Raw genomic sequence first — 13,020 nt, 5'->3', positions numbered from 1 at the left:
CGATCAGTTTCCCGGTGTCTTGCCCCGGACGAGCGCCTCGGGGTGCTGTTCGAGGTAGTCGGAAAGGTCGCGGAACGAGCGCAGCGAGTCCTCGACCTGGCCCATCAGCCGGGTGAGGTCACGCTTGAAGGTCGAGTCCGCGCCATAGCCCTGGTCGATCGAGCCGAGCGTGCCGTTGAGCTGGCGCACCGCCTGCTGCGCCGTGTCGAGGATTGGCGGCAGCTTCTGCATCGCCGGGCCGAGATCGGTGTTCGCTTGGCGGAGTAGCTGCCGGGCCGAGGACAGGGCGCCGGCGAGAGAGCGCATCGACTCCTTCATCTCCGGCGAGGCGGCCAGGGTTTCGAACGACTTCAGCGTGGCATTCGCCTGCGCGACCAGCTGGTCGAGCGGCAGCGTCGACAGTCGGTCGAGGATGCCGTTGATCGATCGCAAGGCGCTGTCGACCTGTCCCGGGACGCTGGGGATCACCGGATAGCGGTCGCCCGTCCCCAGTTCCGCCGGGACGGCATCAGGAAACATGTCCAGTGTCACGGCCATTTGCCCGGTGAGGAGGTTATCGGTCTTGACCTGTGCCCTCAGCCCACGGCGGACCAGCGGCCCAAGCGGCTCGGCGTCGTGCTGATCCGGGGCGCCACCGATCACATCGACTCGTTGCGGCTGGAGCTCGATCACCACCGGGATCCGGACCCGGGCCGCTGCCGTGTCATATTGCAGACGAACGTCGGTGACCCGGCCGATCTTGATGCCGCCCCATTCGACCGGAGAGCCCGGCGCCAGACCGCCGACCGACCCGTCGAAATAGATAATATAGGGCAGACGGACGGTATATTGCGCCTCTTGGACACTGGTCTCGTCCTTGTAGAGGGGGAACACGGCGCCCGGCTTTGCCGACTCGCCGGTGCGGGCGGTGGCTGGCGTATCGAAGGCGATACCGCCCGCCAGCACCGCCTGCAGGGATTCGAGCTGCAGCTTGACCCCCTCCGGCCCGGTGGTGAGGGAGATGCCGGAGGCGTTCCAGAAGCGGGTGCCGGCAAAGACCTGACGGTCGTAGGGCGCGCGGACGAAGGCGTGAATCCTAACCCCGGCCTCGAGATCGGAAGACTCGTAGCCCGCCACCTGACCGACCTGCACATCGCGGAAGTAGATCGGCGAGCCGGCGGCGACCGAGCCGATGCGGTCGGCGGTGAGCAGGAACTCGGTCCCAGGCACATCGGACTGCACGACCGGCGGGTCTTCGAGGCCGGTGAAGCGGCGTTCGCTCGCGCCCGGGCCTGGATCGAGCTCGATATAGGCGCCGGAGATGATCGTGCTCAGGCCGGACACGCCGCCAGCGGACAGCCGCGGCCGGACCACCCAGAAGCGGGTGCCCTGGCGCAGCTGCCGTGCCGCTTGCTTGGTCATCTCAGCCTTGACATCGACATGGCTGAGGTCCTCGGACAAGGCGATGCCCCGAACCGTGCCGAGCACCACGTCTTTGTACTTGATCTGGGTCTTGCCGGCTTCGAGCCCGTCCGCCGTCTGGAAGCCGATCGTGATGGTCGGTCCCTGCTCCGACAGGGCGACCCAAGCCAAATAGACCCCGACCAGCGCCGCCACGATCGGCACGAGCCAGATCGCCGGGAGCCGGCGCCCGCGATCGAGGCGCGGCGCGGGCGGCGCCGGCGCGGCGGTTTCGCCACGCGATTCAAGCTCAATCATTGTTTTCTCCCGCCGCATCCCACATGAGGCGCGAATCGAAGATCATGGCGGCGATCATCGTGATGATCACCACGGCAGCGAAGGACACGGCACCGATCCCGGGCTCGATCGTCGCCAGCTCGCCGAGCTGGACCAGCGCCACCAGGATCGAGACCGTGAATATGTCGATCATCGACCAGCGGCCGATCGCCTCGACGATCCGGTAGATCGCCGTGCGGTGGCGCAGACCTTGGGTCGTTCGGCGCTGGGTCGAAACCAGCAGGACGATTAGCCCGACGAGCTTCAGCACGGGAACGATGACCGAGGCGAAGAACACGAGCGCCGCGAGCGGCCACATGCCGGCGTCCGCCAGCTCGATCACGCCGCCCATGATCGTGGCGGAGGCAGTGGTGCCCATCGAGGTGATCGTCATCACCGGGAAAAGGTTGGCCGGGATGTAGAGAAGGATCGCGGCCATCACCAGCGCCCAGGTGCGGTTCAGACTGTCCGGCCGGCGGAGATGCACCGCCGCGCCGCAGCGTCGGCAGTCGCCCTGCTTGTCTGCGGGAATGTTGGAGACCAGGCCACAGGCATGGCAGAGACAAGCCGGTCGGTGCGGATCGACTGGCGGCACCGGTGGGACTAGGCCACGGCGCTCGAATTCCCGCCACATGGTCTCGGCATCAAGCGCGGTGCCGGCGGCAAGGATCGCCAGCATTAGCGCGCCAACTGAACAAAGTCCGGAACCGACATCGACGGTCGCGAGGTCGACCAGCTTCACATAGGCGACAAAAATACCGAGCAGGTAGACCTCGACCATCGCCCAGGGACGGAGCCGATCGGCCCAGCGATAGAGCCGCGGCAGCCAGCGTGGCGGGCGCCTGAGGCGGAGGCCGCCCAGCACGAGGAACAGCGCGCCGAGCCGCAGCGCCGGCGCTAAGAACATAGTGAGGCCCACGACCCCGGCGAGCGCCCACAGCCCCTGCCGGTAGAGCGCGACGATGCCGCTGACCAGACTGGCGCTCTGGATCCGGCCCGAGATATCGAGCGACATGAACGGCAGAAAATTCGCCATCAGGAACAGCACGAGGCCTGCCGAGGTGTAGGAGAAGGCATGATCGAGCGAGGCGGCACGGAAGCGGTGCAGGAGTGCCCCGCATCGGACGCAGCGGGCGGCGGTGCCGTCCGGCAGTGCCGGAACATCGTGCCGCAACCCGCATTCGTGACATTCCATCAGCCGGCCGGCATAGAAGGCGCCTGGTGTCGCGGAACGGTCGAGCCACAGCGACGGGGTCGCTTCCGGCGAATGTATCTGAGCACTGGTCATCTTCCGCTACCTCGCCAGGCGGTCACTCGCCGGCAAGGGCAGTTTGGGTGACATCCAGGCTCCGGTCGGTGTCCGTGTGCGGCTGCCTGATCCGGAACCACGCGACGTACAGCGCCGGCAGGAAGACGAGCGTGAGCAGCGTCGCGACCGCCAGGCCGCCCATGATCGCGTAGGCCATCGGCCCCCAGAAGATGGTCGGCGCGATCGGGATCATGCCCAGGATTGCAGCCGCCGCGGTGAGCAGGATCGGCCGGAAGCGGTGCGTGGTCGCCTCGATGACGGCATCCCAGGGGTGACGCCCGTGCGCCTTCTCGGTCTCAATCTGGTCGATGAGGATCACCGAGTTGCGCGCGATCATGCCGGTGAGGGCCAGCACGCCAAGGAGCGCCACGAACCCCAGCGGCTTATCCGACAGGAGAAGAGCGCCGACGACCCCGATCAGCCCAAGGGGGGCCACACTCAGCACCAGGAACAGGCGGTTGAAACTCTGGAGCTGGGTCATCAGCACGGTGAGCGTCAGCACGAGCATCAGCGGCAGGACGGCGGCAACCGAAGCCTGGGCCTTGCCGCTCTCCTCCACAGAGCCGCCAAGCTCGACATGGTAGCCGGCCGGTAGACTGGCGTTCAGCTCCGCGATCTGCGGCGTCAAGGTCTCAACGACCGTGGCGGGCTGCGTGCCGGCTGCGACCTCGGCCCGGACCGTCAGCGTGGGCCTCCGGTCCCGCCGCCACTCGATCGGATATTCCTGGCCGTACTCGACGGAGGCGATCTGGCTCAGGGGAACGGTCCGCCCGTTGGGCAGCGGCACCTGGAGCGTTCGGATCGTCGACAGCGAGCTGCGCTCCTCGGCAGATGCCCGGACCAGCACATCAACGAGGTAGATTCCGCTCCGCATCTGGGTCGACGTGACACCGGACACGACCGTGTTCACGGCCTGTGCAAGCTCTTCGGAGCTGAGGTCAAGGAGGCGGGCCTGGTCCTGGTCGACCTGGATCCGCACGGTGCGCCCCGGTTCCATCCAATTGTAGTTGACGTTCTGGACGGCGCCATCGCCCCCCATGATCTGCGCCACCTTGAACGCGATCTTGCGCACTTCCTCCGTCTCCGGCCCGCGCACCCGGTACTGGAGCGGCCATCCCACCGGGGGACCAAGCTCCAGAGGAGAGACACGACCGGTGACGTTCGGGAACTCCGCTGCCAGCGCGTGCTCCAGCCTGGCCTTGACCCGCTCGCGCTGCTCCAGCCCCTTGGTCACGACCACGGCCTGGGCGAAGGAATCGTTCGGGAGCTGCACGTCGAGCGGCAGATAGAAGCGAACGGCGCCTTGTCCCACATAGGTGCTCCAGTGGTCCACGTCCTGATCCTGTTTCAGGAGCTCGTCGAGCCGGGCCGAGACGTCGCGCGTCGCGTAGATCGACGCGTTCTGCGGCAGCTGCAGGTTTACAAGCAGCTCCGGCCGGTCGGACGCGGGGAAGAACTGTTGCGGGACGAAGCGCGTGCCGAAGAGCGCCGCCCCGAACAGGGCAACCGTGAGGAGCACCGTGACCCAGCGGGCCCGCATCGCCAGGATGAGGACGCGGCGGAACGCGCGCATGATCGGCCCTGGTTCCTCCGAATGTGCCCCCTTGGGTTTCTTGAGGATCCAGACACCGAGCAAGGGGGCGAAGAGAACCGCCACGACCCACGATGCGATCAACGCGATGGCGACCACCGCAAAAATCGAGAAGGTGTATTCGCCAGCGCCACTGCGCGCGAAGCCGATTGGGACGAAACCCGCGACCGTCACCAGCGTGCCGGAGAGCATCGGAAACGCGGTCGACTTGTAGGCGAAGGTGGCAGCGTGCTCCTTGTCGTCCCCCTTCTCCAGCCGCGTGATCATGGTCTCGACCGTGATCATCGCGTCGTCGACCAGCAGGCCAAGGGCAATGATGAGTGCGCCAAGCGAGATCCGCTGGAGATCGATCCCGAACAGATGCATCGCCAGGAAGACCACAGCGAGCACCAGCGGGATGGCAAGCGCCACCACCGCACCAGCCCGCAAGCCCAGGCTCACCAGGCTTACGCCGAGCACGATCGCGACAGCCTCCCACAGGGCTTCCATGAAGTCGTCCACTGCGTGTTTGACGGTGACGGGCTGGTCGGCGACGAGCTTCGCCTCGATCCCGACCGGGAGGTTCGCGGTGATCTCCGCCATGGCGGTCTCGACGTTGTGCCCAAGGGACAGGACGTCGCCGCCCTTGCGCATGGCAATAGCCAACCCGATGGCGTCCCGCCCGTTGACGCGGAACATGGGCTGCGCAGGGTCGGCTGGGCCGCGGGTCACACGCGCGATGTCGCCCAGGCGGATGATCCGGCCGTTCGCGACGAAATTGACGGCGAGGATGTCCTGCTCAGACCGAAAGTCGCCCGAGATCCGGAGGAGAATCTGCTCATTGCCAGTCTGCACCACGCCCGCGGGCGTCACGGCGTTCTGGGCCTCGAGGGCAGTGATCAGCGCAGACCGTTCGATCCCGAGGCCTGCGAGTTGCTTGCTCGAGAACTCGACGTAGACGCGTTCGTCCTGGGCCCCGAGGATATCGATCTTCGATATGTCGGGCAGTTGGAGGAGCCGGTTGCGGACGTCGTCCACGTAGTCCTTCAGCTCCCGGTGCGTGAACCCGTCCGCGGCGAAGCCGTAGATAATGCCGTAAGTGTCGCCGAACTCATCATTGAAGCCCGGGCCGACGATTCCTTGCGGCAGCGTACTGCGGATATCTCCGACCTTTTTGCGCACCTGATACCAGATGTCCGACACCTGGTGCGGGGGAGTCGAGTCCTTCAGGTAAACGAAAATCGTGGATTTGCCTGCCGTGGTGTAGCTGCGCAGGTAATCGAGGTTCGGCGTCTCTTGCAGCTTGCGCTCCAGGCGGTCCGTGACTTGCGTGAGCGTGTCCTCGACCGTGGCGCCGGGCCATGAAGCCTGGACAACCATGGTCTTGATTGTGAAGACTGGATCCTCGTCGCGCCCGAGCTGGAAGTAGGACCCGACGCCCGCGACCACGATCACCATCATGAAAAAGATCACCAGCGAACGATGCTGGAGTGCCCATTCGGAGAGGTTGAAGCTCTTCATTGGGCGGCCTCCAGGAGCCGGACCTTCTGGCCCGGGGTCAGCACCTGCACGCCGGCGGTGACCACCACCTCGCCTGGTTGCAACCCTTCAGAGATCACGAAATTGTCCGGATCGTACTGCTGAACTTTCACGGCACGGAGGGACACGGCTTGGGTCTGAGGATCGATCACCCACACGGCCGGGTGTCCGCTCTGCTCAAATAGCGCGCCGGCCGGGACCTTCATGCCGGGAGGAGTCGCCAGCTTGATGCCGCCCGTGACCGTGGATCCCAGCCGCATGGCTGCGGGGGGATCGGAGATCTCGACCTTGACCCGGAACGTCCGGGTGGCGGCATCGGCCTGCGGCGCCACTTCCCGCACGCGGCCGGTCGCTTTCACGGTGGGATCATTGGTGAGAGCGATCTCCACCGTCGGATCGCGCGGGGCCGTCCGCATGATCTGCTCGGATACGTCGAAGACGGCGTCGCGTACGCCCTGGCGCGCCACCTGGACGACCATCTGCCCGGCATGGACGACCTCGCCAGGTTCGGCGCCGACCGCGGTGACCGCGCCTGGACCGTCGGCGTATAGCACCGTGTAGCTCAGTTGATCCTGCGCGATGCGCGCCTGCGCCCGGAGGGAGTCGACCTGCGCCTGCGCGGACTGGAGCGCCTGCTCGGCATCGTCGTAGCGGGCACGGGGCGTCCAGCCATCCTTTAAGAGCGCCTGCTGTCGCGAGAAGGTGAGGCGCGCCTGGGTGGCCAGCGCCTCCGCCGAGGCGAGGTTGGCCTGCGCCGAGCGGAGCGCATTCTGCTGGTTCTGGGGATCGAGCCGGGCGATGACCTGGCCTGCCTGGACCAAATCGCCCACGTTGACAAGCCGCTCGATCATGCGTCCATCGAGCCGAAAGGCGAGGCTGGCCTGGTCTTTGGCGCGAATCTGCCCCGTCAGCGAAACGGTCTCGCCGCCTGCGCCGCCTTGGATGGTCACCGCACGGACGGGTCGGATCTGAGGGGCGGATGGTGCTGGCTTGTCGCAGCCCGCGAGTGTTGCGGCGATCAGCGTGGCTACTAGGGTCCGGGACTTCCACATTTCGCTGTCTTTCAAAGGGGCGACGACAAGCTGAGGCGCCGCCGGCAAAGGCGAGGCCCGCATGCCAGACCTTGATTTGCACGAAACGATATATCTATATGCACTGACATGTGCAATAATTTAATGCACTGGATAGTGCAAAGGAGATCTGCGGATGGGCGATAGCGAGAGCCTGCAGCCGGCCGGCCTGCAGGCGCGGCGTGGAGGATCGCGAGAGGCCATTGTCGAAGCCGCCGAAAGTCTGTTCCTTGAACGCGGCTTCGCCACGGTGAGCATGGACCATCTGGCCGAAGCGGCCGGTGTGGCCCGGCGGACGCTCTACAATCAGTTCACCAGCAAGGAGGAGATCTTTCGGGAGATGCTCCTTCGGGTCTCGGGTCAGCTTGAGGACGCTTTCCCGCCGGGCATCGAAAACTTAGGCAGCGTCGAGGATGTCCTCTGGCTGATCGCGCGGACCATCCTGGATCTCCACACGCGCCCGAGGTATCTCGGGTTCCTTCGGATGGTGGTGGCCGACTCGCGCCAGTTTCCCTGGACCGCCGAGGCGCTCGCGGCCGTCATGGCGCCGCAGTCGGAGCGGTTCGCGCGCTATCTGGCGCATCTGACCGAGATGGGTGTCCTCGACTGCCGAAACCCGGTGCTGGCGGTTCGCCAGTTCACGGGCATCCTAAACGAGTTCTTTCTGTGGTCTTGGATGATGGGCCGCGAAGGCGCGCCGATTTCGACCAAGGAAGTGATCGAAGACACGATCCGGATGTTTCTGCAGCACTACCGTCGCCCGCGGCCTGGCGAACGACAGCGGAGCCTGAGCCCCGCATTGGACACGTGGGTACTAAGGCCTTTGATAGCGCCGATCCAGTCAGGGTGACGCCGGGTCTGTAGCGACGACGCCATCCGATCGACGGACGATTTTACGATCCCTCTCGAGGCTCCCACTCCCACAAGCTAAGGCGATGCCGATGAAGGCGAAATTCGCATGTCAGGTCTTGAACTGCACGCAATAATATATATATATGCACCGTATAGTGTAATTCAAATATGCGCTGGATAGCGCAAAGGAGATTTGGGAATGGGAGATGGCGAGAGCGTGCAGCCGGCCGGCCCGAAGGTGCGGCGCGGCGGGTCGCGAGAGGCCATTGTCGAAGCCGCCGAGCGTCTGTTCCTGGAACGCGGCTTCGGCACGGTGAGCATGGACGATCTGGCCGAAGCCGCCGGTGTGGTTCGGCGGACGCTCTACAACCAGTTCACCAGCAAGGAGGAGATCTTCCGGGAGATGCTTCTTCGGGTCTCGGGCCAGCTCGAGAACGCCTTGCCGCCGGGCATCGAAACCCAAGGCAACGTCGAAGAGGTCTTGCATCTGATCGCGCGGGCGATCCTCGATCTCCACGCGCGCCCGGGGTACCTCGGGTTCCTTCGGATGGTGGTGGCCGACTCCCGCCAGTTTCCCTGGATCGCCGAGGCGTTCGCGGCAGTCATGGAGCCGCAGTCGGAGCGGTTCGTGCGCTATCTGGCGCATCTGACTGAGATGGGGGTTCTCGACTGCCGTAACCCGGTGCTGGCGGTTCGCCAGTTCACGGGTATCCTCAACGAGTTCTTCCTGTGGCCTTGGATGATGGGCCGCGAAGGTGCGCCGATTTCGGCCGAGGAAGTGGTCGAAGACACGATCCGGATGTTCCTGCAGCACTACCGTCGCCCGCCGCCGAGCGGGCAAGGCGATGACAGCAAAGCCTGAGCGCCGCACTGGAGCGGCTAGGCACGCGGACCTTTGGGCTACCTGCCATTCACCCGGTCAGACGGCCTGCCCGCCCCGTGCCATCTGGTCAGGCGTCTCTAGGAGCAATCCTCCGTCATCGTCACCGCCATCTGGCGTTTGGTGAATGGCCGCCGGTGTTCGCCCATGGCAAGACGACGACCGCGCTCCTCGACCGGTTCACCCATCACGGCGACCCGGAGGGCAGCGCAGCAAGATCATTGAGACCGGCAACGAAAGCCGGCGTTTCAAGAACTGCGCCCGATCCGCTACTGGAAACCAGCTTGGTCTGCGGAGCAGACCTCGACAACGTGCGTCGCACTTTCGCGACAGGAGTTCTTATGCCCGACGATGTCCAACTCAATAACCGCCGACATGCGAAATCGATGCATGATCGACCGGATGGTCGTCCGCCCTTCGAATGCGTCGCCTTGCTGCTGCAGGGCGGCGGCGCGCTCGGCTCGTATCAGGCCGGCGTCTACGAGGCCTTGGCCGAGGCCGATCTGCATCCGGACTGGGTGGCGGGAATATCGATCGGCGCCATCAATTCGGCACTGATCGCCGGCAACCCGCCGAAGGAGCGCGTCGCCAAGCTGCGGACGTTCTGGGAGGAAGTCACCGCCAACCCGCTATTCGACTGGACGCTTGGCTTCGACGCCTTGGCGCCGCGCGGGGATCTCGCGCGCAAGCTGTTCAATCAGATGAGCGCGGGATCCGCCCTGCTAAACGGCGCCTCCGGGTTTTTCCAACTGCGCCAGCCGGTCGCCTGGATGCACCCGAACGGTGCACTCGAGGCAACCAGCTTCTACGAGACCAAGCTGCTCAAAAGCACGCTCGAGCGCCTCGTCGACTTCGATCGGATCAATGCGGCGGGTACCCGATTCAGCGTCGGCGCCGTCAATGTGCGCAGCGGCAACTTCGTCTATTTCGATACGACCACGCACAAGATCCGTCCCGAGCACGTCATGGCGAGCGGATCGCTGCCGCCCGGCTTTCCCGCCGTCGAGATCGAGGGCGAATACTACTGGGATGGCGGCTTGATCTCGAACACGCCGTTGCAGTGGGTGGTCGATCACGGGCCGCGGCAGGACACCCTGGCGTTCCAGGTCGACCTCTGGAGCGCCACCGGAGAGCTCCCGGGCAACCTGGCCGAGGTCGCGATGCGCCAGAAGGAGATTCAGTATTCGAGCCGCACCCGCGCCATGACGGACCAGTTCAGGGAGGTCCAGGGTCTGCGCTCCGCGCTTGCGCGCCTGCTGGAGCATTTGCCGCCGGACCTGCGCGACAGCGAGGACGCCAGGCTGCTGAGCAAAGCGGCGGACCACAAGGCCTACAGCATCGTGCACCTTATCTATCGCTCGCGGGAATACGAAGGCCATTCCAAGGACTACGAGTTCTCCCGGCTGTCGATGGAAGAGCATTGGCGCACGGGCTACCACGACGCGGTGCGCACGTTGCGCCATCCGGAGGTTCTGGGCCGCCCGACCAATCGCCAGGGTTTCCGTACCTTCGACCTGGAAAGGAATGGACGCGAGTAGTCGCGCTGCCGAAGGTTGATCGAATTCGATCCGAGAGACAGTCACGACGCGGCGTCGATTCCAGGCGCCAACACCCGCTATCCACCAAACGAACGAGGACATCATGCGAGAAGCGGAAATCCGCGAGCACGCGTTCGCCATGCCGCTGACCAGCCCTGCCTACCCGCCAGGCCCTTACCGTTTCGTCGACCGAGAGTACCTGATCATCGCCTACCGCACGGACCCGCAAAAGCTGCGCGCCGTCGTGCCGGAGCCGCTCGAGATCGAGAGCCCGATCGTGAAATACGAATTCATCCGCATGCCCGATTCGACCGGCTTCGGTGATTACACGGAAAGCGGCCAAGTCATTCCCGTGTCTTTCAAGGGTCGAAAAGGCAGCTATTCCCACAGCATGTTCCTCAATGACGAGGGGCCGATCGCCGGCGGCCGCGAGCTATGGGGCTTCCCGAAGAAGCTCGCCGAGCCGTCCTTCCGCGTCGAAACCGATACGCTGGTCGGCACCCTCGATTATGGTCGCATTCGGATCGCGACCGGCACCATGGGCTACAAGTTTCGGCCGGCCGACATCGCGGCGGTCCGCGCCTCCCTCGAGGCGCCGAACTACCTCCTCAAGATTATCCCGCATGTCGACGGCAGCCCGCGCGTTTGCGAGCTGGTCGAGTATTACCTCACCGACGTGGCGGTGAAGGGCGCCTGGGTCGGACCCGGCGCTCTCGAGCTGCACGCCCACGCGCTGGCGCCCGTTGCAGAGCTCCCCGTACTGGAAATCCTGTCGGCGACCCACATCCAGGCCGACCTCACGCTCGGCCTGGGCGAAGTCGTTCACGACTACCTCCGATAGACGGAGACTCCCGCGAGCGCACGAATTTTGGCCTCGCCGATTTCGCTGCGGCCGCCGCGTAAGCGGCCGCAGCGCGGTTGGCCTTCGCCGCGGGTACTGAACAGCCCGGTCCATATAGATCGTGTTCAAATAGAAAACCGCCGCCGGTCAACCCGTACAGCGCAGTTTATGATGAACGACGAAACCAGCCTCGGCCCCGCCCGCGAGGATCGCAAGGTAGAGGTTATCCTCCAGGCCGCCACCGAGGTCTTCCTGGAGCACGGCTTTGCCAGTGCCTCGATGGATCTCGTGGCGCAGCGCGCCCGCGCGTCGAAGACCACGCTCTATTCGCGCTTTCCGTCGAAGGAGGCGCTGTTCGAGGCGACGATCACGGCCAAATGCCAGGCGAGCGGCTTCCATTTCAGCAGCGAGGAGTTCGCCGGGCTGAGCCTCGAAGAGGGGCTCATACGGATCGGACGGCGCTTCGTCGATCTGCTGACCTCGCCGGAGGCGATCCGCACAGAGCAGATCGTCACGGGCGAGGCCAAGCGCTTTCCCGAGGTCGCCGAGATCTTCTACCGCCTGGGCCCCGAGCGAGTGAGCAAGGCGGTCGGCGCCTATTTCGTGGAGGCGGCCAAGCGCGGGCTGTTCGACTACGAGGATCCCGAATTCGCAGCCGACCATTTCCTCGCCGCTCTCGATGGCATGGACCATTGCCGGGCCCTGTGGTCCGGCCGCGACCAGCAGGCTTCCGAGGCGGAACGGCAGGCCTTCGTCGAACGGACCGTCAGGCTGTTCCTCGATGGATTGCGTCCGGTCCGGAAATAGCGGGTCGGACCGGCGGCGGGACAGAGCGCCACACAAGCGCTACAGCGAGGGATGCCGCGGCGTGCCGGTCGAGGAAAGGGGCCAGTAGCGAATGTCCTAAGTTTTGCGACGAAGGCTGAGCGCGTAAAGGAGCCTGGAGTTCTCCCGTTGCAAAAGCCGGTCGCGAAAGTCAACAATTTCGCGATGGTATTTGCGACACGTAGGCAGCACCATGCTCATCGGCTACGCCCGAGTTTCGACCGACGATCAGAATTTGGCGCTTCAGCGAGCGGCGCTGCAGTCGGCTGGCTGCGCTCGAATCTATGAAGAGAAGATCTCGGGCGCCAAGCGGAACCGTCCCGAGTTGGTCCGGATGCTCGACCAGATTCGCTCCGAGGACGTCATCGTAGTCTCCCGTTTGGATCGGCTCGCTCGATCGACACGGGATCTCCTCGAAATAGCGGAGCAGCTCAGAGTCGCCGAGGCCGGTCTGCGATCGCTTCACGAACCCTGGGCTGATACGACCTCACCGGCGGGACGCATGGTGCTCACGGTCTTCGCCGGAATTGCCGAGTTCGAGCGTGAACTGATTCATGAGCGCACCAGCTCGGGACGCGCTGCGGCGAAGAAGCGTGGCGTCCGGTTTGGAAGGCCACCGAAGCTGACCTCTGATCAGGTCGCGTTGGCGCAGCGCCTAATCGGTGAGGGAACCTCCGCGCGGGAGACTGCGGAGATCCTCAATGTCCATGCCGCGACGCTGTATCGAGCCTTGGCCAGATAGCTCGCTCCCATGTTCTTGGTATGTCCAGCTTAGCGTTGCTTGGCTAACACTTAGCGCGATGCCCTCTACGTGACGGCTGCGAGCGCCGATGTCGACGGCCGCCTTTCACATCGACACGCGCGGGTCAGAGTCGCCAGG

At 65.0% G+C, this 13,020-nt stretch carries 10 protein-coding genes and 1 pseudogene; 7 read left to right on the top strand and 4 right to left on the bottom strand.

Annotated elements, in window-relative coordinates:
- Nucleotides 1-3 precede the first annotated feature (3 nt).
- The 4 genes from IEY58_RS08895 to IEY58_RS08880 all read right to left on the bottom strand — a co-directional run bounded on the left by IEY58_RS08895 (nucleotide 4) and on the right by IEY58_RS08880 (nucleotide 7,249).
- Nucleotides 4-1,596 carry a PqiB family protein gene (locus IEY58_RS08895; protein WP_189044766.1) on the bottom strand — a complete coding sequence of 531 codons (1,593 nt, stop codon included), beginning with the start codon at nucleotides 1,594-1,596 and terminating at the stop codon, nucleotides 4-6.
- Between the two features lie 94 nt (nucleotides 1,597-1,690).
- Complete coding sequence (locus tag IEY58_RS08890) at nucleotides 1,691-3,004, bottom strand: paraquat-inducible protein A (RefSeq protein WP_229743595.1); 1,314 nt, start codon at nucleotides 3,002-3,004, stop codon at nucleotides 1,691-1,693.
- Between the two features lie 22 nt (nucleotides 3,005-3,026).
- Nucleotides 3,027-6,116 (bottom strand): efflux RND transporter permease subunit, encoded by a 3,090-nt coding sequence (locus IEY58_RS08885; protein WP_189044765.1) that lies wholly within the window; start codon nucleotides 6,114-6,116, stop codon nucleotides 3,027-3,029.
- On the bottom strand, nucleotides 6,113-7,249 hold the full coding sequence (locus IEY58_RS08880; RefSeq protein WP_229743594.1) for an efflux RND transporter periplasmic adaptor subunit: 1,137 nt from the start codon (nucleotides 7,247-7,249) through the stop codon (nucleotides 6,113-6,115). The genes IEY58_RS08885 and IEY58_RS08880 overlap by 4 nt, the downstream gene beginning before the upstream one ends.
- A 91-nt stretch (nucleotides 7,250-7,340) precedes the next feature.
- Between IEY58_RS08880 and IEY58_RS08875 the strand changes: the two genes are divergently transcribed.
- From IEY58_RS08875 to IEY58_RS08850, 7 genes and pseudogenes are all read left to right on the top strand, one after another.
- On the top strand, nucleotides 7,341-8,054 hold the full coding sequence (locus tag IEY58_RS08875) for a TetR/AcrR family transcriptional regulator (protein ID WP_189044763.1): 714 nt from the start codon (nucleotides 7,341-7,343) through the stop codon (nucleotides 8,052-8,054).
- 201 nt (nucleotides 8,055-8,255) lie between these two features.
- Nucleotides 8,256-8,918 (top strand): TetR/AcrR family transcriptional regulator, encoded by a 663-nt coding sequence (locus tag IEY58_RS08870; RefSeq protein WP_189044761.1) that lies wholly within the window; start codon nucleotides 8,256-8,258, stop codon nucleotides 8,916-8,918.
- A gap of 33 nt (nucleotides 8,919-8,951) precedes the next feature.
- Nucleotides 8,952-9,198 (top strand): annotated as a pseudogene (locus IEY58_RS34330) (ATP-binding protein); the annotation flags it as partial.
- Nucleotides 9,199-9,277: 79 nt separating this feature from the next.
- On the top strand, nucleotides 9,278-10,474 hold the full coding sequence (locus tag IEY58_RS08865; protein ID WP_229743593.1) for a patatin-like phospholipase family protein: 1,197 nt from the start codon (nucleotides 9,278-9,280) through the stop codon (nucleotides 10,472-10,474).
- 103 nt (nucleotides 10,475-10,577) lie between these two features.
- Nucleotides 10,578-11,315 (top strand): acetoacetate decarboxylase, encoded by a 738-nt coding sequence (locus tag IEY58_RS08860; protein ID WP_189044759.1) that lies wholly within the window; start codon nucleotides 10,578-10,580, stop codon nucleotides 11,313-11,315.
- 27 nt (nucleotides 11,316-11,342) lie between these two features.
- Complete coding sequence (locus IEY58_RS08855) at nucleotides 11,343-12,122, top strand: TetR/AcrR family transcriptional regulator (RefSeq protein ID WP_229743592.1); 780 nt, start codon at nucleotides 11,343-11,345, stop codon at nucleotides 12,120-12,122.
- A 211-nt stretch (nucleotides 12,123-12,333) separates the two neighbouring features.
- Nucleotides 12,334-12,882 carry a recombinase family protein gene (locus tag IEY58_RS08850; RefSeq protein WP_189044757.1) on the top strand — a complete coding sequence of 183 codons (549 nt, stop codon included), beginning with the start codon at nucleotides 12,334-12,336 and terminating at the stop codon, nucleotides 12,880-12,882.
- Nucleotides 12,883-13,020 lie beyond the last annotated feature (138 nt).

The organism is Aliidongia dinghuensis (genome assembly GCF_014643535.1).
In the GTDB taxonomy this organism is placed as follows: domain Bacteria; phylum Pseudomonadota; class Alphaproteobacteria; order ATCC43930; family CGMCC-115725; genus Aliidongia; species Aliidongia dinghuensis.
This window is presented reverse-complemented; position numbering and strand designations above follow the sequence as displayed.